This is a genomic window from Allomesorhizobium aridi, assembly GCF_043769475.1.
Lineage (GTDB): Bacteria > Pseudomonadota > Alphaproteobacteria > Rhizobiales > Rhizobiaceae > Allomesorhizobium.
Map to the genome: position 1 here is coordinate 3,422,407 of NZ_CP171729.1, position 22,934 is coordinate 3,445,340.

Annotated in this window: 29 protein-coding genes; 28 read left to right on the forward strand and 1 reads right to left on the reverse strand. The window is 64.6% G+C overall.

Annotated features, from left to right (window positions below):
• Positions 1–175 precede the first annotated feature (175 nt).
• From flgB to ACG873_RS18995, 28 genes are all read left to right on the forward strand, one after another.
• Positions 176–556 carry a flagellar basal body rod protein FlgB gene (gene flgB / locus ACG873_RS18860; protein WP_394886660.1) on the forward strand — a complete coding sequence of 127 codons (381 nt, stop codon included), beginning with the start codon at positions 176–178 and terminating at the stop codon, positions 554–556.
• A gap of 2 nt (positions 557–558) precedes the next feature.
• The gene (flgC, locus tag ACG873_RS18865; RefSeq protein ID WP_165033724.1) at positions 559–975 is read left to right on the forward strand and encodes a flagellar basal body rod protein FlgC; all 417 of its coding nucleotides are present in this window, start codon (positions 559–561) and stop codon (positions 973–975) included.
• Complete coding sequence (locus ACG873_RS18870) at positions 975–1,298, forward strand: flagellar hook-basal body complex protein FliE (RefSeq protein WP_394886663.1); 324 nt, start codon at positions 975–977, stop codon at positions 1,296–1,298. Before flgC ends, ACG873_RS18870 begins: the two co-directional genes overlap by 1 nt.
• Before the next feature lie 13 nt (positions 1,299–1,311).
• Complete coding sequence (flgG, locus tag ACG873_RS18875) at positions 1,312–2,100, forward strand: flagellar basal-body rod protein FlgG (RefSeq protein ID WP_394886665.1); 789 nt, start codon at positions 1,312–1,314, stop codon at positions 2,098–2,100.
• Positions 2,101–2,119: 19 nt separating this feature from the next.
• Complete coding sequence (gene flgA, locus ACG873_RS18880) at positions 2,120–2,575, forward strand: flagellar basal body P-ring formation chaperone FlgA (RefSeq protein ID WP_394886667.1); 456 nt, start codon at positions 2,120–2,122, stop codon at positions 2,573–2,575.
• Positions 2,572–3,774: a flagellar basal body P-ring protein FlgI gene (locus ACG873_RS18885; RefSeq protein WP_394886669.1), complete on the forward strand. Its 1,203-nt coding sequence runs from the start codon at positions 2,572–2,574 to the stop codon at positions 3,772–3,774. Before flgA ends, ACG873_RS18885 begins: the two co-directional genes overlap by 4 nt.
• 8 nt (positions 3,775–3,782) lie before the next feature.
• The gene (locus tag ACG873_RS18890; protein ID WP_394886671.1) at positions 3,783–4,322 is read left to right on the forward strand and encodes a MotE family protein; all 540 of its coding nucleotides are present in this window, start codon (positions 3,783–3,785) and stop codon (positions 4,320–4,322) included.
• Positions 4,319–5,023: a flagellar basal body L-ring protein FlgH gene (flgH, locus tag ACG873_RS18895; RefSeq protein ID WP_394886673.1), complete on the forward strand. Its 705-nt coding sequence runs from the start codon at positions 4,319–4,321 to the stop codon at positions 5,021–5,023. Before ACG873_RS18890 ends, flgH begins: the two co-directional genes overlap by 4 nt.
• Before the next feature lie 11 nt (positions 5,024–5,034).
• Positions 5,035–5,523 carry a flagellar basal body-associated FliL family protein gene (locus tag ACG873_RS18900; RefSeq protein ID WP_394886675.1) on the forward strand — a complete coding sequence of 163 codons (489 nt, stop codon included), beginning with the start codon at positions 5,035–5,037 and terminating at the stop codon, positions 5,521–5,523.
• Positions 5,520–6,251, forward strand: a complete 732-nt coding sequence (fliP, locus tag ACG873_RS18905) for a flagellar type III secretion system pore protein FliP (RefSeq protein ID WP_394886676.1) — start codon at positions 5,520–5,522, stop codon at positions 6,249–6,251. Before ACG873_RS18900 ends, fliP begins: the two co-directional genes overlap by 4 nt.
• A 185-nt stretch (positions 6,252–6,436) precedes the next feature.
• On the forward strand, positions 6,437–7,423 hold the full coding sequence (locus ACG873_RS18910) for a flagellin (protein WP_394886678.1): 987 nt from the start codon (positions 6,437–6,439) through the stop codon (positions 7,421–7,423).
• Between the two features lie 272 nt (positions 7,424–7,695).
• A complete protein-coding gene (locus ACG873_RS18915) occupies positions 7,696–8,694 on the forward strand; it encodes a flagellin (protein WP_394886681.1) in 999 nt (332 codons plus the stop codon).
• A 127-nt stretch (positions 8,695–8,821) separates the two neighbouring features.
• Complete coding sequence (gene fliF, locus ACG873_RS18920) at positions 8,822–10,468, forward strand: flagellar basal-body MS-ring/collar protein FliF (RefSeq protein ID WP_394886683.1); 1,647 nt, start codon at positions 8,822–8,824, stop codon at positions 10,466–10,468.
• A complete protein-coding gene (locus ACG873_RS18925) occupies positions 10,468–11,103 on the forward strand; it encodes a hypothetical protein (protein WP_394886685.1) in 636 nt (211 codons plus the stop codon). Before fliF ends, ACG873_RS18925 begins: the two co-directional genes overlap by 1 nt.
• Positions 11,100–12,380 (forward strand): MotB family protein, encoded by a 1,281-nt coding sequence (locus tag ACG873_RS18930; protein WP_394886687.1) that lies wholly within the window; start codon positions 11,100–11,102, stop codon positions 12,378–12,380. Before ACG873_RS18925 ends, ACG873_RS18930 begins: the two co-directional genes overlap by 4 nt.
• Complete coding sequence (locus ACG873_RS18935; RefSeq protein WP_394886689.1) at positions 12,377–13,669, forward strand: chemotaxis protein; 1,293 nt, start codon at positions 12,377–12,379, stop codon at positions 13,667–13,669. Before ACG873_RS18930 ends, ACG873_RS18935 begins: the two co-directional genes overlap by 4 nt.
• The gene (locus tag ACG873_RS18940; RefSeq protein ID WP_394886690.1) at positions 13,666–14,316 is read left to right on the forward strand and encodes a hypothetical protein; all 651 of its coding nucleotides are present in this window, start codon (positions 13,666–13,668) and stop codon (positions 14,314–14,316) included. Before ACG873_RS18935 ends, ACG873_RS18940 begins: the two co-directional genes overlap by 4 nt.
• Entirely contained in the window at positions 14,313–15,059 is a 747-nt protein-coding gene (locus ACG873_RS18945; protein ID WP_394886691.1) for a flagellar hook-length control protein FliK, read from the forward strand. The genes ACG873_RS18940 and ACG873_RS18945 overlap by 4 nt, the downstream gene beginning before the upstream one ends.
• Positions 14,989–15,579 carry a transglycosylase SLT domain-containing protein gene (locus ACG873_RS18950; protein WP_394886692.1) on the forward strand — a complete coding sequence of 197 codons (591 nt, stop codon included), beginning with the start codon at positions 14,989–14,991 and terminating at the stop codon, positions 15,577–15,579. The genes ACG873_RS18945 and ACG873_RS18950 overlap by 71 nt, the downstream gene beginning before the upstream one ends.
• Positions 15,580–15,756: 177 nt before the next feature.
• Positions 15,757–16,425 carry a winged helix-turn-helix domain-containing protein gene (locus ACG873_RS18955; RefSeq protein ID WP_394886694.1) on the forward strand — a complete coding sequence of 223 codons (669 nt, stop codon included), beginning with the start codon at positions 15,757–15,759 and terminating at the stop codon, positions 16,423–16,425.
• Between the two features lie 94 nt (positions 16,426–16,519).
• Positions 16,520–17,779, forward strand: a complete 1,260-nt coding sequence (locus tag ACG873_RS18960) for a flagellar hook protein FlgE (protein ID WP_394886696.1) — start codon at positions 16,520–16,522, stop codon at positions 17,777–17,779.
• A 32-nt stretch (positions 17,780–17,811) separates the two neighbouring features.
• Positions 17,812–19,275, forward strand: a complete 1,464-nt coding sequence (flgK, locus tag ACG873_RS18965; RefSeq protein WP_394886698.1) for a flagellar hook-associated protein FlgK — start codon at positions 17,812–17,814, stop codon at positions 19,273–19,275.
• Positions 19,276–19,285: 10 nt separating this feature from the next.
• A complete protein-coding gene (locus ACG873_RS18970; RefSeq protein WP_394893605.1) occupies positions 19,286–20,410 on the forward strand; it encodes a flagellar hook-associated family protein in 1,125 nt (374 codons plus the stop codon).
• Positions 20,335–20,682, forward strand: a complete 348-nt coding sequence (gene flaF, locus ACG873_RS18975; RefSeq protein WP_394886700.1) for a flagellar biosynthesis regulator FlaF — start codon at positions 20,335–20,337, stop codon at positions 20,680–20,682. The genes ACG873_RS18970 and flaF overlap by 76 nt, the downstream gene beginning before the upstream one ends.
• Entirely contained in the window at positions 20,679–21,119 is a 441-nt protein-coding gene (gene flbT / locus ACG873_RS18980; protein WP_394886702.1) for a flagellar biosynthesis repressor FlbT, read from the forward strand. The genes flaF and flbT overlap by 4 nt, the downstream gene beginning before the upstream one ends.
• Complete coding sequence (flgD, locus tag ACG873_RS18985) at positions 21,119–21,526, forward strand: flagellar hook assembly protein FlgD (protein ID WP_394886703.1); 408 nt, start codon at positions 21,119–21,121, stop codon at positions 21,524–21,526. The genes flbT and flgD overlap by 1 nt, the downstream gene beginning before the upstream one ends.
• Before the next feature lie 205 nt (positions 21,527–21,731).
• Positions 21,732–21,998, forward strand: coding sequence for a flagellar biosynthesis protein FliQ (gene fliQ, locus ACG873_RS18990; RefSeq protein WP_394886705.1), 267 nt, complete (start codon positions 21,732–21,734; stop codon positions 21,996–21,998).
• A 332-nt stretch (positions 21,999–22,330) separates the two neighbouring features.
• Positions 22,331–22,555 carry a hypothetical protein gene (locus tag ACG873_RS18995; protein WP_394886707.1) on the forward strand — a complete coding sequence of 75 codons (225 nt, stop codon included), beginning with the start codon at positions 22,331–22,333 and terminating at the stop codon, positions 22,553–22,555.
• Positions 22,556–22,625: 70 nt separating this feature from the next.
• On the opposite strand, the gene ACG873_RS19000 is transcribed toward ACG873_RS18995, so the two are convergent.
• On the reverse strand, positions 22,626–22,805 hold the full coding sequence (locus tag ACG873_RS19000) for a hypothetical protein (RefSeq protein WP_394886709.1): 180 nt from the start codon (positions 22,803–22,805) through the stop codon (positions 22,626–22,628).
• Positions 22,806–22,934 lie beyond the last annotated feature (129 nt).

Consider the following 22,934-nt stretch of genomic DNA (forward strand, 5'->3'; position numbering starts at 1 on the left):
CCTGATAATGGTGGATTTCGAGAACCGGAACGGAGCGTACATTCGGGTACGTGAGTACCGGAAGCGCAGAAAGCCGCCATTTGCAGGCCGGCATCACCTGAATCTCAATCCACCCTAGCGCAAGGCCCGCGCAAGACTGGCTGCCTATCGTGTGGAAATCTGCCCGGAGATTTCTATGCAGCCCGTCAACCTCTTTGATCTCGCCTCGCAGCAGTCGCAATGGCTGGCCGTGCGCCAGTCCGCGATCGCCGGCAACGTCGCCAATGTGAATACGCCCGGCTACGGCGCGTTCGATGTCGAGCCTTTCGAAAAGGTGCTCGACAACACGCGCGTGGCCCTGAACGCTACCCATGAGGGACACCTCAGCGGCGGCGCGACGGAGGCCGGCTATGCTGTGCGGCAGGGCGAGCAGGAGATCTCGGCCATGCCGTCCGGCAACACCGTGGTGCTCGAAAACGAATTGATGAAGGCCGGCGAGGTCAGCCGCTCCCTCGAGCTCAACACGGCGATCGTCAAGGCGTTTCACCGCATGATGATGACCAGCGTGAGGGGCTGACGGTGGATCCGCTTTCGACAGCCCTGAAGGTTGCAGCCTCCGGCCTCGGCGCCCAGTCGGAGCGGCTGCGCGTGGTCTCGGAAAACCTCGCCAACGCCCAATCGACCGGCGACACGCCGGGCGCCGAGCCCTATCGCCGCAAGACCATCACCTTCGCCGCCGAGCTAGACCGCGCCAGCGGCGGCTCGCTGGTCGACGTGACCGCGATCAACCGCGATCCGTCCGCCTTTCCGGTCGAATATTCGCCCGGTCACGAGGCCGCCGACGAGAACGGCTACGTGATGATGCCCAACGTCAACGTGCTGATCGAAATGGCCGACATGACCGAGGCAAACCGCTCCTATGAAGCCAACTTGCAGGTCATCAAGCAGGCGCGTTCGCTGATTTCGATGACCATAGACCTGATGAGGAGCCAATAATGATCACAGGCGTCAGCGCGGTCGTTCCGCAGCTTCAGATCGGCAACACGGACGGCGATGGCGGGCTCCTCTCCGGCAGTCCCGCCCCGGCGGCGGCCGATGCCGGCTCGTCTTTCGCCGCGATGCTGACGCGCGCTGCCGGCGACGCGATCGGCACGCTCCAGCAGGCCGAGCAGGTTTCCGTCCAGGCATTGCAGGGCGAGGCCGATATACGCCAAGTGGTCGACGCGGTGATGAGCGCCGAGCAGTCGCTGCAGGCGGCGGTGGCGATCCGCGACAAGATCGTGACCGCCTATCTCGAAGTCAGCCGCATGGCGATCTGAGGAGAATGAGACCATGAAGGCACTCGCAATCGCCGCCACCGGCATGAACGCCCAGCAGACCAATCTGGAAGTCATCGCCAACAACATCGCCAACATCAACACCACCGGCTTCAAGCGCGCTCGGGCCGAGTTTTCCGATCTGCTCTACCAGGTCGACCGCTTGCAGGGCGTACCCAACCGCGCCAATTCCAGCCTGGTGCCGGAAGGCGTGAGCATCGGCCTCGGCGTCAAGACCAGCGCGGTGCGCAACGTCCACGTCCAGGGCGGCCTGACCAGCACCGGCAACAAGTTCGACCTCGCGCTGACCGGCAATGGCTGGTTCCAGATCGAAGGCGCAGACGGCCAGACGCTCTACACCCGCGCCGGCTCGTTCAACACCAACGCCACCGGCCAGCTGGTGACGGTCGACGGCTTTCCGGTTCAGCCAGCGATCACGGTTCCGGTCGACGCACTCGAAGTCATCGTCAACAAGACCGGACAGGTGTTCGCCCGCCTCGACGGCCAGGTAGAGCTGCAGGAACTCGGCCAGTTGACGCTGGCGAGCTTCGCCAACGAGGCCGGCCTCGCGCCGCTGGGCGACAATCTGTTCCAGGAAACGCCTGCTTCGGGCGCCGCCAATATCGGCGTGCCCGGCGATCTCGGCTTCGCCACCATCCAGCAGGGCTACCTCGAAAATTCCAACGTCGATCCGGTCAAGGAAATCACCGAGCTGATCTCGGCGCAGCGCGCCTACGAGATGAACTCCAAGGTCATCCAGGCGGCCGATGAGATGGCGGCCGTCGTCTCCAAGAACATCAGGTAGGCAGATGTCGGCTCGGGCAATGCGCGGTCTGGTTCAAGCGGCGGCGGCCATCATGGCGCTGTGCTGCGCCTTGCCGGCGCTGGCGCAGGAGACCGTGCTCATCCCCAACCGCGTCATCTACCCCGGCGAGACCGTCGCCGCCGAGGCGCTCAAGGAAGTCACGCTGAAACCCGGCAAGCAGGCGCCCGAAGCGGTTGCCGTTTCGCTAGCGGAGCTCGACGGCAAGATCGCCAGGCGCACGCTCCTGCCCGGCCGCTACGTCCCGCTGAATTCACTGCGCGAGGCGTACCTCGTCGAGCAAGGCGCGGCCGTCGAGGTGGTTTTCGTCTCCGGCGTGCTGACGATCTCGGCGAGCGCGGTCACCCTTGAGCCCGGCTCCGCCGGCGATCTGGTCAAGGTCCGCAACATCGACAGCGGCAAGATTCTCTCCGGCACGGTCATGGCCGACGGATCGATCCGGATCGGCGCAATATGATCCGTCGGCTGCTCATTCTGGCTGTCGCAGCCGCCCTAGGCGTTCAGGCCGCTTTGGCGGACGGGCTGATCCGCAAGGACGGCCTGGGCGGAGCCGGCGCGAATGGCGACAGTGCCAGCTACGAGCAGCGCGACCTCTACCCCGGCCAGAACCTCGTTCCCTCGCGCATCAAGGATATCGCCCAGCTCCAGAGCGCGCGCGACAACCAGCTTGTCGGATACGGCCTGGTGATCGGCCTGCAAGGCTCGGGCGACAGCCTGCGCAACTCGCCTTTCACCGAACAGTCGATCCGCGCTATGCTCGAAAATCTCGGCATCGCCAGCGAGGGCGGCCGGGCGCGGGCCAAGAACGTCGCGGCGGTTATCGTCACCGCCAATTTGCCGCCCTTCGTCCAGTCCGGCGCGCGCATCGATGTCAGCGTCTCGTCGCTCGGCGACGCGGTATCGCTCGGCGGTGGCGTGCTGGTGATGACGCCACTGAAGGCCGCCGACGGCGAAATCTACGCGGTCGCGCAGGGGCCGGTGTTCATTTCCGGCTTCAACGCACAGGGCGAAGCCGAGCAGATCACGCAGGGTGTGCCGACCTCGGGCCGCGTGCCCAATGGCGCGATCATCGAACGCCAGGTCGAAGCCGCGTTCGGCGACGTCGGCACGCTGACCCTGCAGCTCCGCAACGCCGATTTCTCGACGGCGGTCAGGATCACCGACGCGATCAACGACTATGCACTGGAGCGCTTCGGCAAGCGCGTGGCGCGCGAGCAGGATTCGCGCACCGTCATCATCCAGAAACCGCAAAAGATCTCCGCCGCCCGCTTCTACGCCGAGCTCGAAAACCTGGTCGTCGAATCCGACATGCCGGCGCGCGTCGTGGTCGACGAGCGGACCGGCACCATCGTGATCGGCAACGAGGTCAGGATCTCGCGCGTCGCCATCAGCCACGGCACGCTGACGGTCCGCATCACCGAGATGCCGAGGGTCATCCAGCCCGAGCCGTTCTCCCGGGGCCGCACTGAGGTCGAGCCATTCACCGCCATCGAAACGGACCAGCCGGACGGGCGCGTCGCCATTCTCGACGGCCCCAATCTCGAAACGCTGGTTTCCGGGCTGAACCGGCTCGGCGTCAAGCCCGACGGCATCATCGCCATCCTCCAGGGCATCAAATCCGCCGGCGCCCTGCAGGCCGAACTCGTACTTCAATAGGTGACGCGATGCCGGCCAAATTTCATCTCCTGACCCCGCCAAGGCGCATCGCCCGCAAGACGCTTGCCGCCGCAACGCTGGCGACGCTGCTCGCCGCCGGCGGTCCCGCCGCGACCGAGACAGGGCCGGCCGGCCTGCCCGCGGCCGAGACCGACAGCGAGATCCAGCGCTTCTGCTCGAGCATCGCCGACGCCGCGCGCGACCGCCGCTATGCGCTCCAGAAGATGGAAATGGAGACGCTGCAGAAGGAAGTCGACAAGCGCATCGCGCTGCTCGAGGAGAAGCGCGTCGAATACGAAAGCTGGATGAAGCGGCGCGAGACTTTCCTGGCGCAGGCCGAAGACAACGTCGTCAAGATCTACGCCACGATGAAGCCGGACGCAGCCGCCGAGCGGCTCGCCCAGCTCGATGCGCACCTCGCGGCCGGCATATTGATGAAGCTCGATTCGCGCCGCGCCGGCGTCATCCTGAACGAGATGGAAAGCAAGGCGGCGGCCGCCCTCACCGGCATCATGGCGAGCGCTGCCCGAAGGGAAGACCCGACATGATCCGCAAACTCTTGCTGGCCATCGCCGCGGCGACACTCGCCGGCTGTGGTTCCAATCTGAAGGAGATCGGCCAGCCGCCGGCCTTATCGGCGGTCGGCTCCGGCGTCGCTTCCGGAACCCAGTCGGTCTACGAATATCCCGAAACGCCGGCCCAGCCGGTCAAGCGCTTTTCGCTTTGGAACGACCGCCAGAGCCGGCTCTTCACCGACCCGCGCGCGCTGTCGCCCGGCGACCTCCTGACGGTCGAGATCGAGATCAACGACCGGGCGAAGTTCAAGAACAGATCCGACCGCAGCCGGACATCGACCAAGTCGCTCGGCGGCGCGCTGGAATATGAATGGGACGGGATCGGCTCAGGCGGCACCGCCGACGCGAACATCGGCTCAACCTCGGCCTCGGCGGGAACAGGCGAGACCACGCGTTCCGAGACGATAGAGCTCTCGGTTGCCGCAATCGTTACCGACGTGATGCCGAACGGCAATCTGATGATCAACGGCTCGCAGGAAGTGCGGGTCAACGCTGAGCTCAGGATACTGACGATCGCCGGCATCGTGCGCCCGGTCGATATCGGGCCCAACAACACGATCTCCTATAAGCGCATCGCCGAGGCCCGCATTTCCTATGGCGGCCGGGGACGTCTGACCGAGGTGCAGCAGCCGCCTTACGGCCAACAGTTCCTCGATCAGGTCCTTCCGTTCTAGGGGAACAGGCGATGGCGATTACCGATCAGGCTCCGACACCGCCGAAAGGCCCATCGCTGCTGGTGCAGATGGCGGTGCTGCTTGGCATGACGGCCGCAGCGATCGTCCTGGGCTGGGCCTCCGGAATCTACCTGAACGGCAGCAGCGAACCTGCGGAGCCGGTAGCCCACGCCACTGAAGCCCACGGCGAAGCAGCCCCGGAAGGCGCGGAGGGGGCGCGAACGGTCGTCCCGCTCGCCTCCATCACCACCAATCTGGCCGCCCCCGAGCAGGTATGGATTCGCCTTGAGGCGTCGGTCGTGCTTGACGAGCCACAGCCGCAGGAACTGATCGAGACAATCCATCAGGATCTGCTCGCCTATCTCCGCACGGTAAAGCTGCACCAGGTCGAGGGCGCCAGCGGCTTCCAGCATCTGAAGGCCGATCTGGAAGAGCGCGCAAAAATCCGCAGCGACGGCCACGTCAAGCAGTTCCTGATCAGGACTCTGCTGTTCGAATGAAAAAACTTCTCGCCACCCTAGTCTGGCTCGCGGCGTCGGCTTCGACTGCCGAGGCGCAGCAGCTCGACCTCGGCGCCATCGGCCAGGCCGACGGCACGACCGTCGGCTACATCATCCAGATGTTCGGCCTGCTGACCATCCTGTCGGTCGCGCCGGGCCTGCTCATCATGGTGACGAGCTTCACCCGCTTCGTCATCGCCTTCTCGATTCTGAGGGCCGGCATCGGCCTGCAGACGACGCCGGCCAACCTGATCCTGATCAGCCTGTCGCTGTTCATGACCTTCTACGTGATGGCGCCGACCTTCGACCAGGCATGGAACAACGGCGTCAGGCCGCTGATGGACAACGAGATCACCCAGGCCGAGGCGCTGGAGCGGATTTCCGATCCGTTCCGGACCTTCATGGTCGCCCATGTGCGCGACAAGGACTTTGACCTCTTCGCCGACCTTGCACGGGAACGCGGCCAGACGGTGGCCGAGGAGACGGTCGACCTGCGCATCCTCGTTCCGGCCTTCATGATCTCCGAGATCAGGCGTGGCTTCGAGATCGGCTTCCTGATCGTGCTGCCCTTCCTCGTCATCGACCTGATCGTGGCGACCATCACCATGGCAATGGGCATGATGATGCTGCCGCCGACCGTGGTTTCGCTGCCGTTCAAGCTCCTGTTCTTCGTCCTGATCGACGGCTGGAACCTTTTGGTGGGCTCGCTGGTGCGCTCGTTCACCTGACGACGTGTCAGGACGCAAAATTACTCTTCATTAACCATGACGCTTATCCCTTTCGAAGGGAGTGTCGGTCATTGTGCCTGGCATGGCGGGTGGTCACGTCTCAGGCGACCATTGGCATGATGCCGCACCGTCATACCGGCCGATCCGGTATGCAAAAAGTTCCCGTGTAAAAGGTACGAGTACCCATGGCCAGCATCATGACCAACGCTTCGGCGTTGACCGCTCTCCAGAGCTTGAATTCAACCAACAAACAGCTCGAAACCACGCAGTCGCGCATCTCGACCGGCTACCGCGTCGCTACTGCTTCGGACAACGCCGCCTACTGGTCGATCGCCACGACGATGCGTTCGGACAACGCCGCGCTGTCGACCGTGCAGGATGCTCTCGGCCTCGGCGCTTCCAAGGTCGACACCGCCTACACCGGCATGAACAAGGCGATCGACACCGTCAACCAGATCAAGACCAAGCTGGTCGCGGCCAGTGGCTCGACGGACGCCGACAAGGCCAAGTACCAGATCGAGATCAAGGCTCTGCAGGACCAGCTCAAGGCCTATGCTGACGCCGCGACCTTCTCCGGCACCAACATGCTGTCGGTGACCACCGACGCCGCTGCAACCACGGCGGTCGACGTCAAGGTCGTTTCCGCCTTCAACCGGACCGCTGCCGGCGCGGCCTCGATCTCGACCATCGACATCAATGTCGAGGGTATCAAGCTCTATGAAGCCGGCACCAACGTGGGCGTCAACAAGGGCATCCTCGACTCCAATCGCACGTCGGCAGGCGTCGAAGGTGCTGCTTCGGCCCCGACTCTGGGTGCTGTTGCGGCGGGTACCGACACCTACACCGTTTCGACGATGCAGCTGACCAACGGCACGCTTTTCGCCAGCGACACCCAGATCGGCGCCATGCTCGGCGTCGTCGAAAGCGCGCTGAAGGACATGACCACGGCCGCCACCAACCTCGGCGCCGCCAAGAGCCGCATCGACCTTCAGAAGACGTTTACGTCCAGCCTGATGGACTCGATCGACCGCGGCGTCGGCCAGCTCGTCGATGCCGACATGAACAAGGAATCGACCCGCCTCCAGGCACTGCAGGTTCAGCAGCAGCTCGGCATCCAGGCGCTGTCGATCGCCAACGGCAACTCGCAGTCGATCCTGTCGCTCTTCCGCTAAGCTCCGCATCCCGGGTCGACCGGGAACCGGAACCACTTATGAATCGGGCCGCGCTTCCAGCGCGGCCCGATTTGCTTTTGTGAGCTGCCGTCGCTCCACAACAGGAGATTAACAGCCCCCGACCCGCTTAACACAGCGTTAACCATAGCTCTGTATCTATTGTTAACCATACGCTATGGCGGAGGACCGTTCCGGTCTAAGGCATGACGCCGATCCGCCGGCCGGTCAGATCGGGCATGCGCCAGCATGCCAATTCAAAGGGGATGAGTTTCGTGGCAAGCATAATGACCAACGCCTCGGCACTGACGGCACTGCAGAGCCTGAGCGCCACCAACCGCGCGATGGAAACCACGCAGGCGCGCATTTCGACGGGCTACCGCGTCGCCGAGGCGAGCGACAACGCCGCCTACTGGTCGATCGCAACCACGATGCGCTCCGACAACGCCGCTCTATCGACCGTGCAGGATGCGCTTGGTCTCGGCGCCTCCAAGGTCGACACCGCCTATACCGCCATGAGCAAGGCGGTAGAAACCGTCAACGACATCAAGGTCAAGGTCGTCGCCGCCTATGGCGCCAGCCCGGCTGACAAGGAAAAGATCCAGACCGAAATTTCCGCCCTGCAGGTTCAGCTCAAGAGCTACGCCGACTCGGCCACCTTCAGCGGCTCGAACTGGATGTCGGTCAACGCCACCGTCGCCGGCGGGCACACCGCGGCCGGCGTGCACAATGACGCGAAGATCGTTTCCTCCTTCAACCGTGATGCCTCGGGCACGGTGACGCTCGGCACGATCTCCATCAACGTCCAATCCATCAAGCTCTATGACGCCGGCGCCACCACGAACGAGACCAAGGGCATCCTCGAAGGTGTCCGGCTGGGCACCACCGGTGTGCGCGAAGACACCGCCCTCACGCCGGCCGCCAACGTCGCCATCGCCGCCACCGACGGCTACGCGGTCTCGACGCTGACCGTGAAGGGCTATTCGGACGCGCAGATTACCCAGATGCTGAAAGTGGTCGATATTGCCCTGGCGGAACTGACTACCGCAGCCACCCAGCTCGGCTCCGCCAAGAAGCAGGTCGACCTGCAGAAGCAGTTCACCACCAGCCTGATGGACTCGATCGATCGCGGCGTCGGACAGCTCGTCGACGCCGACATGAACAAGGAATCGACCCGCCTGCAGGCGCTTCAGGTGCAGCAGCAGCTCGGCATCCAGTCGCTGTCGATCGCCAACAGCAATTCGCAGAGCATCCTGGCCCTCTTCCAGAACTGACGCCGGCAAGCCTCGGGTTTTCATTCGAAACCGGGCCGCGCTCCTTGGGGACGCGGCCCGGTTTCATTTTCGCACAAGCTTCGCCGTCTAGTGTTCCTGCGGACCATCATGCGGGAGCGACCAATCCGTGCCGGAGCAGATCCAGAACATCATCTCGAACCTGCAGAGCTTCGGCCCGCGCCGGCTGGCGATCATGGCCGGCGTCGCGGCGCTCGTCCTTGCCATCATCGGCGTCGCTTCCATCTATTTGAACCGCCCCGCCTACGAGACGCTCTATGTCGGGCTGGAGCGCTCCGACGTGAACCAGATCGGCCTGGTGCTTGGCGAAGCCGGCATCGGCTTCGACGTTGCCGCGGACGGCACGGCCGTACTGGTCCCGGCCGGAAACACGGCCGCGGCGCGCATGCTGCTTGCCGAAAAGGGCCTGCCCACCAGCGCCAATGCCGGATACGAGCTGTTCGACAATGTCGGCTCGCTGGGCCTCACCTCGTTCATGCAGCAGGTGACTCGGGTGCGCGCGCTGGAAGGCGAGATCGCCCGCACCATCCAGTCGATCAACGGCATCAAGGCGGCGCGCGTCCATCTGGTCATGTCCGAGCGCGCCAATTTCCGCCGCGACGAGCAGCAGCCTTCCGCCTCGGTCATCATCCGCGCCTCGGGCGTCGATGCGGTCAAGAGCGCCATGTCGATCCGCTATCTGGTCGCCGCGGCCGTTCCCGGCCTCGACGCGAGCAAGGTGACGGTGCTCGATTCCTCCGGCACGCTGCTTGCCGCCGGCGACGATCCCAACAACAACAACGCCAGCCGCTCCTTCGGCGTAGAGCGCACGGTCGAAACCCAGATCGAGGAAAACATCCGCCGCGCGCTGACCCCCTATCTCGGCCCGGAGAATTTCCGCGCCAGCGTCAGGGCCGAGGTCAACACCGACACCAGGCAGACCGAGGAGACCATTTTCGATCCGGAATCGCGGGTCGAGCGGTCGGTCCAGATCGTCCGCGCCAACGAGAACGCAAATCGCCAGACCGCCGCCGCTCCGGCAACCGTCGAGCAGAACCTGCCCGAGGCCGTGGACGCGCCGGCAGAGGGCGGCCCGCAATCTTCCGAGCAGAGCGAGCGCAAGGAGGAAACCACCAATTACGAGATGAACTCCAAGCGTATCGCCACGGTCAGCAACGGCTATACCGTCACCAAGATGTCGATCGCCGTGGTCGTCAACCAGCAGCGCCTCGCCGCCATTCTCGGCAAGGACGCGACGCCCGAGCTGGTTGCGGCGCGCATCGAGGAAATCCGTAAGGTGGTCGCCTCCGCGACGGGCATGAACGAGGCGCGCGGCGACGTCATCAACGTCTCGTCGGTGGAATTCATCGACGGCCTCGACGGCGTCGAGATCGCCGAACCCGGCCTGCTCGACAAGGCCGGCCAGCATGTCGGCACCATGATCAACGCAAGCGCCTTCGTGGTCGTCGTTTTCCTCGTCATCTTCTTCGGGCTGCGGCCACTCGCGGCCTCGCTCGGCAAACCGGCGCCGGCGGCGATCGCCGGGCCGAGCTTCGACGCGGTGCAGCGGTCCCTGCCCCTGCCGGATGCCGATCAGGCGGCCCAGGCCGCGTCAGCCGGCGCCTTGCCCGGCGCGCGCGCGCAAAATCCGCTCGACGATCTTCGCCAGAAGATACGGCCGGCGCCGCAGGAGCGCCTTGCCCGCATGGTCGATCTGAATGAGGAACGCACCGCCCAGATACTGCGCAAATGGGCGCATCAGGAAGCGGTCAGCTGATGGCCGCGCTGGCGCTCTTCGACGTTCTCACCGATTTCGGCAAGCGCCCGAACCGGGCCGGCGCGCCTTCTGAGCTGCCGCGATCGGATGCGCCGAGTGGATTTTCCGCTCCAGCGGCGCCCCCGCCAAACCTCTCCGAGATGGTCGCCGAGGAAGTCGCGCGCGCCGAACTCGCCCTCGAACAGCGGCTTTCGCTGGCGCATGAAGCGGCGCTCGAGGCCGAGCGCCAGGCGCATGCCGCCGAGATCGAAGCGCTCATGCACCGTTTCGGTGAGGAAGCGGGCCACACGATCGTGGCGCGGGTAGCCGAAATGGAAGGCCGCGTCAGCGATCTCGCGACGTCCGCCGCGGCGCGCATATTGGGTGGGTTGCTGACCGACGACCTGTGCAAGCGCTCGCTGGACAGCCTCGCCCGCTCCATCCGCGCCGCAATCGGCGACGCCGAGGCGGTGCGCATTCAGGTGCGCGGCCCGCAGTCGCTGTTCGAGACGTTGCAGCAGGCGCTCGGCGACCGCGCCGGCAGCTTCGACTTCGTCGAGGCGCCTGGCCTCGACCTGACCGTCTCCATCGACGGCAATCTGTTCGAGACCCGGCTGTCGGAATGGTCCGGCGCCGTGCAGGAGATCCTGTCTTGAGTTCAGTGGAAATAGGCGACGTCAAGCACGAGATCGTCATCGTCCGGCGCATGCACAGCGACGACGAGGACGCCCATCACGGCGGCGTATGGAAGATCGCCTTCGCCGATTTCATGACGGCGATGATGTGCTTCTTCCTGGTGATGTGGCTGATCAACGCCTCCAACGAGCAGATCCGGGCATCGGTCGCGAGCTATTTCAATCCGGTCAAGCTGATCGACCGCAACTCCAGCCGCAAGGGCCTGGAGGACATCGGCGACGGCCCGCATTTTTCCGGCAACGCGCCCGAGAGCCCGGAAGTATCCGCCGAGAAGGCCGGCAATGGCGGGCAGGCGACCGCCGGACAAAATGATAAGCTCCACTCGGCCAAGGACGAGAACGAAGCCGCCGCCCATTCCGACCAGAATCTCTTCGCCGACCCCTATGCCGTGCTGGCCGAGATAGCCACCAACACCGATGCCCGGCAGAACATCAGCAGCAAGGGCGATGGCGGCGCCGAGGAAGCCGGGCCGGCGACCGGCGCCTCGGGGGGCGAATCCTACCGCGATCCGTTCGCGCCCGATTTCTGGTCGCAGCAGATGGCGACTCCCGCTCCCGCCGATGCGAGCGCCGAGCGGCCCGAGGAGAAGGGCGAAGCCGAAGCGGACGATCCGGCCGCCGACCTGACGGCACCGAGCGTCAACGCCCCTTCTGCCCGCGATGGAGCCAACGACAATTCGGCCGAAGCCCTGCGCGAGCAGGCGAAGCCGGACCCGGTCGAAGCTCTGCTCGACGCGGCCAAACCTGAAGCTGCCAAGGGCGCACCGACCAAAGCCACGCTAGAGGCGGCCGAGCAGATAAGGCAGGAGCTTGCGGCAGCCTTCGAACCCGGCGACCCCTTGCTGGAAGGCATTTCCGTCACGGCTACCGACGAAGGCATCGTGATTTCGGTCACTGACCAGCTCGATTTCGGCATGTTCGAGATCGGCTCGGCCGTGCCCCGGCGCGAACTGGTGCTGGCTATGGAAAAGATCAGCAAGGCGATCAGCGCGCAGAAGGGCACGCTCGTCATCAGCGGCCATACGGATGCCAGGCCGTTCAAGGGCGAGGCCTACGACAATTGGCGCCTCTCCACGGCCCGCGCTCACTCCGCCTACTACATGCTCGTGCGCGGAGGCCTGGACGAGCAGCGGATCAAGGAAGTCGCGGGCTTCGCCGACCGCAAGCTGAAGGAATCCCGCGAACCGATGGCGGCCGCGAACCGTCGCATCGAGATCCTGCTGGAAAACGGCGAATGAGGATTGGGGCTGCACTCCGCGGCGCTGTCGGGCTTGCGCTCGCCGTGGGCTTGCAGCCCGCGGACGCGCTTGCGGCCGGCGGCAGCGATTTGCAGCCGTTCCAGATGGTCCGGTCGCTTCAGCTCGTGCAGGACCGCATCGCCGACGGCGATCACGCCGCCCTGCCCATGCAGCGCAAGCTGCTCGAGATGATCGACGCCAAGCTGCGCGAAGGCGACCGCGAGCAGCTCGGCGACCCGCGTAATTTCCGGGCCATGCTCGTCTACGCCATGAGCGGCGGCAATCCGGCCACGATCGAGGCGGTGATGGCGCGGCTCGATCTCGACGACACCGAAAAAGGCATCGGCGCCGGCGTCCTGAACTATCTGACCGGCCGCCCGAAGGCAGCCCAGGCGGCGCTCGCGTCGGTCGACCCCATGCAGGCGCCGGCCGAACTCGGCGCGTTCGTGGCGCTGGTGAAGGGATCGCTGGTCGCGCTGGAGCATCCCAAGCCGGCGCTGGCGCTGTTCGATCAGGCTCGCCTGCTGGGGCCGGGCACGCTGGTCGAGGAAGCGGCCCTTCGCCGGACGGTCGGCATTTGCGGCACGATCGGCGACCCGGAGCGCTTCCTGGCCGCCTCGGCCCAATATGTCCGGGGTTATCTCCGCTCGCCCTATGCAAGCCAGTTCGCCGATTCGTTCGTGTCCGGCGTCGTCGCACTCCATGCCTCGATCGATCTCGAACGGGTCGAAAGGATCGTGGCAATGATGGACCCGGAACAGCAGCAGGTCGTCTATCTGCGCGTCGCGCGCCGCGCCGCCATCGATGGACTGAAGGAGCTTTCGGCCTTTGCCTCGGAGAAAGCCGAACGCAAGACCCCCGGCAGACGGCAGGAGGAGGACCCCCGCGCCCTTCTCTATTCCAGCCTCGCCTCGATAACGTCGGTCTCGATCGAGGAGGTACAGGCCAAGATCGAACGAATCGACCGGGCGAGATTGTCGCCGGACGACCGGAGGCTTCTCGACGCGGTGCGCGCGGTCGCGGCGGAAGTCATTGCCGAGCCTCCCGCTCCCAATCCCAAGGTCGTCATGCTGCCGGCCGGGGAGGCTGACTCGCCGGCCGTCGTGCCGGTAACCGGCGCCGATCCTGCTCGCGCTGGCGGCGTACTGGTGGCAGCGCCGCAGCCCACCCCCGCCATAGGCAAGACCGGCGAGGCCGTCTCGCCCGAGGATCCAGCCAATGTGCTGGTTACGGAAACGCGCAAGAAACTCGACGCGATCGACAAACTTCTTGGGGAAGCCGCCAAATGACCACCAGCGTCAAGCAAGCCGGGACGGCGCTGCCGGAGCGGGCGAAAGCCGACGCGCCGCGCCAGAACGGCAAGGGCGGCGAGACCGGCTTTGCCGAGGCGGTGAAGTTCGGAGCGCCCGGCAAACAGACGCGCCCTTCCACCACGGAAGCAGCCGACGATTTGCGCCGGCCCCGTTTGAACGTCGCGTTCAATGTCCCCGACCGGACCGCTGGCGAACCGCATGCAGCCGGAGCAACCGACGCACGTCGCCAGTGGGAACTCCCTGTCGGCCACAGGGACGCCGATGGCAGTATAGATCCCAAATTAGAGTCTGCGGAACAACAGGAAGCTCCGGAAGAGCGAACCGCGACCGCATCGGAAACGATGCCGATCGCGTTCAGGCCGCCGCTTCCGCCGATGGTTTTGCTGGGCTTTGGCCGGCCAGAGGCTGGCGCGGCATCCGATGGCGATCTTAATTCGCTGACCGCACCTGCTTTCTTGCAGGCAGGCACCGCATCGCCGCCGCCCAGCGGCCCGAACAAACCAGGTGCCGTGCCGGTCGAAGCTGCGGCGGTCGCGCAACTCGCGGCTGAACGGTGGACGAAGGCCGCCGGCAAGGAAGGCGAATCAAGCCTGTACCAGCCTCGCTCGGAGATCTCGCCATGAAGCCGCCGGCCGGGGCTCACTCCGGCGCAGCCTCGACCAACGAGACCGCTAAGCCGGTAGCTGCCGAATCCGCGACAGGCTTGGACGTCACCACCGCAAGCATCACGATCGCCCGTGATTCGTTACGCGAAAATGCTCCTGATGCACCCATTCAGCCCGGTCGCGTCACTGTCCTTGCCCAGCAGAACATCCCCGCGCCCGCAGCACCGGCAACGACGGCCGCTCCCCTTTTAGCGGCCATTGCGGCGGACGGATCGTGGCGGGAACTTGCCGCCACGGCCGATCTGCGCTTGTCGGCGGATCAGAACGCCGTCGCTTCGACGCACTCCCTCAAGGTTCAGTTGCATCCGGCGGAGCTCGGAGTGGTCACCGCCAGCCTGCGTTTTGCGGGGGACCAGCTGACCATCGAATTGCAGGTTGAATCGATCGAGGCGCAGCAGCGTCTGAGCGCCGACTCCGAGGCTATCGTGAAGTCGCTGCGGGCACTCGGATTGGAAGTCGACCGCATCACCATCCAGCAATCAGCAGTTGTACAGGCACCGAATACCCGAGCCGATACAAACGCAGGCCAGAGCGGTCAGCAGGCGTCGGACCGGCAGTCTTTCAATGCGGCGGGTTCCGGCGGCGGCAACGGCCAGGCCGGCGGCCAGCAATCCGGAAGGAGCACCAGCAATGGCGCGCAAGCCTCTCAGAACGTCGCGTCCGGCGGTGTGGATCGGACTGGCGGCGGCCTTTACATCTAGCGTCGTCGGCATACGGTCGGCGGCCGCCCAGAACCCCTGCGAACCCGAAATCCTCCGCGCCGCCGACCGTTATGGCGTGCCCGCCGGTATCCTCTATGCCGTTGGCCTGACCGAGACCGGACGGAAAGGCAGCCTGCAGCCCAATGCCTTGAACATAGAAGGAAAAGCCGTCTTTCCGGCGACTGCAGGAGAGGCTGTTGCGACATTCGAAAGCGCTCGCAGGGGCGGCGCGAAGCTCATCGATCTCGGCTGCATGCAGATCAACCATCATTACCATTCGGAGAATTTCCGCGACGTCGAGGAGATGCTCGATCCGCGCCGCAACGTCGATTATGCGGCGCGATTTCTGGCGCGGCTGCATCAGCGCCACCAGACCTGGTCGATGGCGGTAGCCCGCTATCACGCCGGTCCCGACAACGACCCGGCGCAGAAGCGTTACGTCTGCCGCGTCATCGCCAACATGGTCGCAACGGGCTTCGGCAAGTGGACCGAAAACGCCAGGGCCTTCTGCAACCGATAGGCGCAATTCACCGCTTACCCCACAACCACGCCGGTTCTCGCCCGGAAACTTCCGGCGCAACCCTGGCTGCTCCAGACTCCCAAGAAACTAGCTACAAGAAATGACGGTTGTTCAGGAATAACGTCAACCGCTACCCCTTTCCTCACTGAAATTGCAGATGATTCGGAGGGCGGGCCGATGATCGTTATCGTGGACGAGCGAAAGCTCGTCACTGAGGGATACAACTCACTTTTCGACCGAGAAGGCGTCGCAAGCGCAGGCTTCGCGTCGGGCGAATTCGACGAATGGGTCGAAAGCGCAGCCGACGAGGACGTCAAATCAGTGCGGGCGTTTTTGATCGGAGATTGTGGCGAAGATACGGTCTCTCCGCGCAAAATTCGTGGCAGGACCGGCGCGCCGGTCATTGCGCTCAGCGACCACCACTCACTCGAGAACACGCTCAGGCTCTTCGAATCCGGCGTTGACGACGTGATCCGCAAGCCAGTGCACATCCGCGAGATCCTGGCGCGCATATCGGCGATCCGCCGCCGCGTCCAGGAAGAGGCGAGCTTCACCGAAATTGGCGCGATGCGCATTTTCCTCGACGGCCGCGACCCGGAAATTGCCGGGCAGCCGCTGCCCCTGCCGCGCCGCGAGCGCCGCATCCTCGAATATCTGGCGAGCAATCGCGGCCGCCGCGTTACCAAGACCCAGGTGTTCAATGCCATCTACGGCATCTTCGACGAAGAGGTCGAGGAGAACGTCGTCGAGAGCCACATCAGCAAGCTTCGCAAGAAGCTGCGCGAGAAGCTCGGCTTCGATCCGATCGATTCGAAACGCTTCCTCGGCTACCGGCTGGTCGGCTGATGGCCGGCTTCGGCAGGCTGCTAACCGCCAGCCTCGCGCAAGTCAAAAGCGCTAGCGTTGTGACCTGCGGCCTGGAAATCGAGGAGATGGTTCGATGAGCCTTTATGGAATGATGCGCACCGGCGTTTCGGGCATGAACGCCCAGGCCAACCGGCTCTCTGCCGTCGCCGACAACATCGCCAATTCGAGCACGACCGGCTACAAGCGCGCCACCACCGAATTCGCCTCGCTGGTGCTGCCCAGCACCAACGGCAACTACGCCTCCGGCGGCGTCACCACCTCGATCCGCAATTCGATCAGCCAGCAGGGCGACCTGAAATTCACCACGTCGGGCAGCGACCTGGCAATCAGCGGCAACGGCTTCTTCGTCGTCCAGGGTGCCAACGGCACGCCGGTGCTGACCCGGGCCGGCTCCTTCGTCCCCGATGGCCAGGGCCGGCTGGTCAATGCCGCCGGCTATCAGCTCCTCGGCTACAGCTTCGCCAACGGCGAGCCGAGCGCGGCCGCAAACGGCTTCGGCGGCCTGGAACCGGTGACGCTCGCGCAGAACGAGCTCGTCGCCTCGCCGACCACCACCGGCGTCTTCACCGCCAATCTGCCGGCCGGCGCCGACATCGTTCCGGCCGCCAACCGTCCGTCGGCCAATGCGGCGACCGCCACCTATTCGGCCAAGTCCTCGCTGATGACCTACGACAATCTCGGCGGCGAGGTCCTGCTCGACGTGTACTTCACAAAGACCGGCGCAAACACCTGGGAAGTCGCGGTCTTCAATCAGGCGAACGCCGCCCCCAATACCTCATTCCCCTATACCGCGCCGGCGTTGGCCACCCAGACGCTGAGCTTCAATGCGACGGACGGCAAGCTGACCGGGCTCAGCGCCACCGACATTACGGTTGCGATCCCTGGCGGCCTGTCGCTCGATCTGGATCTCGCCAAGACGACGCAGCTGGCGGAGACGTACACACTGCTCGACGCCAAGGTGAACGGCAATGCGCCGAGCGCCATCGAGGGCATCGAAATAAGCCAGGACGGCACCGTCTTTGCAAATTACGAAAACGGCTCGTCGCGGGCGCTCTACCGCATTCCGCTCGCCAGCGTCCCAAGCCCCGACCAACTGACCGTGCTGACGGGCAACGTCTTTACCGAAGGTCCGGAATCCGGCGCGGTGCAGATCGGCTTCGCCAACGAGGCCGGGCGCGGCAGCGTGATGTCGGGCGCGCTGGAAAACGCCAACGTCGACGTCGCCGAAGAACTGACCAACATGATCGAGTCGCAGCGCAGCTACACCGCCAACTCGAAGGTGTTCCAGACCGGCGCCGACCTCATGGACATCCTGGTTAACCTGAAGAGGTAAGCCGCAAGGCGAGAGCCTGATTGAGATAAAGCATGTCGCTGTCCACTGCACTAAGCATCGCACAACAGTCAATTCTGAATACCGGACGTCAGACAAGCGTCGTTTCTCGCAATGTCCTGGACAGCCAGAACCCCGATTACACGCGCCGCTCGGCCGTGGTGTCGAGTTCGGCGCCTGGCGCCCGCGTCGTCGAGATCCACCGCGCGACCAACGAGCAGCTCTTCCGCCAGAACCTTTCGGCGCAGTCCGCCTGGAGCGGCCAGAGCGCGCTCTACTACGGCATGGAGCAGCTTGGCCTGGCAGTGAACGGCGTCGACAACGCCACCTCGCCGGCTAATGCGATCGGCGAATTGCAGAAGGCGCTGCAGCTCTACTCCGCCACGCCGTCGAACGGCAATCTCGCGGCGAACGCGATCAACGCCGCCCGCCAGGTGGTCCGCGGCCTGAACGAAGCCTCCACCACCATCCAGACCTTCCGGGTCCAGACCGACCAGGAGATCGCGACCGCCGTCAACGAGCTGAACACGCTGCTCGCCGACTTCCAGGCTGCCAACAACAACGTCATCAACGGCACCCGCGCCGGCCGCGACGCCTCGGACGCGCTGGACCAGCGCGACGCCATCCTGAAGAAGATCGCCGACTACGTTCCGGTCTCCAGCTTCAAGCGCGGCGACAACGACATGGTGCTGATGACCATGGACGGCACGACGCTGTTCGAGGCCGTGCCGCGCACTGTCAGCTTCCAGCAGTCGACGGCCTACGCGGCCGGCATGACCGGCAACGCCGTCTATGTCGACGGCGTGCCGATCGCCACAGCCACCGGCGGCAACACCAATGCATCCGGCAAGCTCGCCGGCTTGGTACAGCTTCGCGACAGCGTTTCCTCGACGATGCAGAGCCAGCTCGACGAGATCGCGCGCGGCCTGATTACCGCATTCGCCGAGACCGACCAGACCGGCGGTGTCGCCCCCGATGCGCCGGGGCTTTTCACCTGGCCGGGAGCGCCGGGCATGCCGCCGGCCGGAACGCTGGTCGACGGCCTCGCCGGAACCATCCGCCTCAACGCCGCGATGGACCCTGACGCCGGCGGCAACCCGCAATTGCTGCGCGACGGCGGCGCCAACGGCGTGGCCTATGTCGCCAACACCACCGGCGGCGCCTCCTATGCTGAACTGCTGATCGCCTACGGCGACCGTCTCGAACAGCCGATCGCCTTCGACAATGCCGCCGGCAATGGCGCGAATTCCAGCCTGGTCAACTATTCCACCAGTTCCATAGGCTGGTTCGAAGGCCTACGGAAAGAGGCGTTCGGGGCGGCCGAATCCAAGGAGGCGCTGGCGGTGCGCACCGCCGAGGCGCTGTCCAACGAGACCGGCGTCAACGTGGACATGGAAATGTCGCTGCTGCTCGATCTCGAACATTCCTACGAGGCTTCCGCCCGCCTGATAAAGGCGGTCGACGAGATGCTGGCCGCGCTTCTGGCGGCGGTGAGGTAGCGCGATGAAGATGTCATTCGTCTCCTCCGCCGCCGTATCGCAGGCGATGCGCTATTCGCTGGTCCGCTCGCAGGGCGACCTCGTCAACGCGCAGAAGGAGGTCTCGACCGGCAAGGTCGCCGACGCCGGCCTGGCGCTCGGCGCGCGCACCGCATCGTCCATCTCGTTTGCGCGCGACTTCGAACGGCTGAACGGCATCGTCGATTCCAACGGCCTGGTCTCGTCGCGCCTGTCCGCCACGCAGAAGGCCCTTGACCAGGTCACCCTGGCCGCTCAGGATTTCCTCGCCACGCTCACCTCCGCCTCGTCCGGCGACGCGCTCTCCGATGTCACCCAGGCGAGCGGCCAGGCCACGCTCGAGGCACTCACCGCGCTGCTCAACAGCAGCTTCAACGGCGAGCACCTCTTCGCCGGCACCAACACCGACGTGAAGCCGCTCGACGATTTCACCGCGCCGGGCTCCACGGCCAAGGCGGCGTTCGATGCGGCCTTCCTCGCCCATTTCGGCTTCGCGCAGAACGATCCGGCAGCAAGCGCCATCACCAAGCCGGATATGGAGGCGTTCCTCACCTCCGTCGAGCCGCAATTCACCGGCGCCGGCTGGCAGGCCAACTGGTCGAACGCCACCGACCAGGCGATCGTCAGCCGCATCGCGCTCAACGAGACGGCGGTGACGTCGGTCAGCGCCAACAATGACGGCGTGCGCAAGCTCGCCATGGCCGCCGCGACGATCAGCGATCTCCTGTCGAGCGAAGTCAGCCTCGCGGGCCAATCGGCCGCAATCGCGCGGGCGGTCACGTTGGTGGGCGAGGCGATCAGTGATCTCGGCACGCTGCGGGCCGAGACCGGCATCACCGAAAAGCGGGTGGCGGACGCAAGCCAGCGCATAAAACTGCAGTCGGACCTGTTCGAGCGGCAGATCCTCAACCTCGAAGGCGTCGATCCCTACGAGGCCTCGACCCGTGTCGCCGACCTGCTCGCCCACATCGAGACGTCATACGCACTCACCGCGCGCATACAGCAACTGAGCTTCCTGGAGATTCCTGGGGTAGGGGCACAATGTATCAATTTTCCTATGCCGACATTCAGACCGAATCAGTGGCCGACGCCAAGGACCGCGAGCGGCAGTTGCTGACCCGATCGATCGATCTCCTGACCACGGCAAGCTCGGTGGGCACCGACTCGATGGAAGCGATCGAGGCGCTTCACTTCACCAACCGCGTCTGGACCTCCTTCGTCGAGGATCTCGGCAATCCCGAAAACGCCCTGCCCAAGGAGCTGCGTGCCAACCTGATCTCGATCGGCTTGTGGCTGCTGCGCGAGACCGAGGAGGTGCGCCAGGGCCGCTCCGACAATTTCGAGGGGCTGATCGAGGTCTCGCAGATCATCCGGGACGGCATCCAATGAAGAACACGCTGAAACTTTCGCTGAAGCCCAACGAGAAGATTTATCTCAACGGCGCCGTCATCAGCGTCGACCGCAAGGTGACGATCGAGCTTCTGAACGACGTGCAGTTCCTGCTGCAGAACCACGTGCTGCAGCCGGGCGAGGCCTCGACCCCGCTGCGCCAGCTCTATTTCATGCTGCAGGTGATGCTGATGGAACCGGCCGGCGCGGTCCAGGCGCGCGACATGTTCCGCAGGTCGCTGCCGCTGCTTCTGGCGAGCTTCGACGACCAGCATATCTGCGCCACCCTGAAGCAAGTCGACCGGCTGGTCGGCGAAGGCCATGTCTACGAGGCGCTGAAGGCGATCCGCGGGCTCTATCCGCTCGAGGCGCAGGCGCTCGGCGTCGCCAACGCCATGCCGGAAGCGCCCCGCCCCATCGCCGTCGGAGAAAACTGATGAACGTCCAGATGAACACTCAGGCGCCGTCGAACACCAACGCGACGGACCAGACCTCGAAGACGGCGGTCGACTACCAGTCCTTCCTGAAGCTGCTGGTCGCCGAGATGAAGAACCAGGATCCGACCAACCCGATGGATTCGACGCAATATGTGGCGCAGCTCGCCGCGTTCTCGCAGGTCGAGCAGTCGGTGCAGATCAACACCAAGCTCGACCAGCTCCTGCAGTCCTCGACGCTGGCGCAGGCCGACGCCCTGATCGGGCGCACCGTCACCTCCGCCGACGGAAAGATCACCGGCAGGGTGGCCGAAGTCCGGCTCTTGTCCGACGGCATCGTCGCAGTGCTGGAAGGCGGCAAGGAAATCACCATGGGCCCCGGCGTAAAGATCGCGCCCAGCGCGTCATGAGGAGCAGACCTATTGTAGGCCCATTGTCTCGCCGCCTGGCGGGTGTTGAGATTCAGGTCAGGCCGTGCCGGATCGAAGAGGGCGCGCAGCGACCAAAATGGCGAGTTTCGAGAACCGGAACGGAGCGTACGTTTAAGTACGTGAGTACCGGAAGCGCAGAAATCGCCATTTGCAGGCCGGCATCACCTGAATATGAACACACCCCATGAACGAGGCCGACGCCCTCGACATTGTCAAGTTCGCCATCTGGACGGTGCTGACCGCGTCGGGTCCGGCGGTCGCCGTCGCCATGCTGGTCGGCGTCGCCATCGCGCTGGTCCAGGCGCTGACCCAGATCCAGGAAATCACGCTCACCTTCGTCCCGAAAATCGTCGCCATCATGCTGGTGGTGGCGTTCACCGGCCCGTTCATCGGCAGCCAGATCTCGGCCTTCACCAATGTGATCTTCGAGCGGATCGAGACCGGGTTTTAAAGCCAGTTTTCCCGGCACGCTGAGCTAATTGTTGTCCGCGTTGCGCCCATTTCCAGACATTCCCGATGTTTTCAGGAGCGGACCTGCGCGGGCCGCTTAATTCTCCGTCACTGATAGCCAGAATCGTCAGCTTTACACCTTCCAGTTCAGCATGGCGGTCGATCGGCCCGCTCGGACAAAGTTTTGGAAGCGCGGACGCGCCAGGAGGCTGAGCGGGGTGTCTAGCGCGTCTTCCCGACAGGGAGTATGGTCCGTTCTATCGTCGGCGATAGCAATTGGTGATCCGGCGATGAGAGGGGACGCTCTCCGCCATTTTTGGAGCGTGCCCGCTTATGCCAAGTCTCGAACGTGCCGCGGCCTTGGGTGTCTATTCCCCCGAACAACTTGCCGCCCTGAGAGCCATTTTCCAAGAGGCATGCGCCTCATTGGAGCTCGACCCCGATTCGCCTGAAGCCGACAGCATGGCGGCGAAGATCCTCACCGCCTTCAGACTAGGCTATGTCGACAAAGAGACAATGCTGGCATCGCTCCTCGGGACGCCGAATGAGCATCCATAGGTGGGCCCCGTGCCAGCCAACCAGGAACGCTCGACACCTCTGGTTGGCCGTGATCGAGGGCGCGTGATGATCAGGCCTCGGTGTATCTCTCCCTGATATAAACAAGAGCTTCGTCGAGAGAGTTGAACGGCTTCATACGCCCGGTAATCCCACCGTGCTCTCCATGCAGCACCTGGACGCGCCAGCCATCCTCCTGGCGGATTAGTTTGATTGTGGAGCCCACCGCCAGTGTGTGTGTGCCAGTCTCCATCCGCGCCTCCTAGTGTCAGCATACCAGAGATAGGCTGCGCCAGTTCGAGGGCAATGAACGGAGGGGAGGGTAAATCCTGGGCTCCCTGAGCGTGGTGGGAACTTTCTTCGCGTCCAGAATATGTCGAAT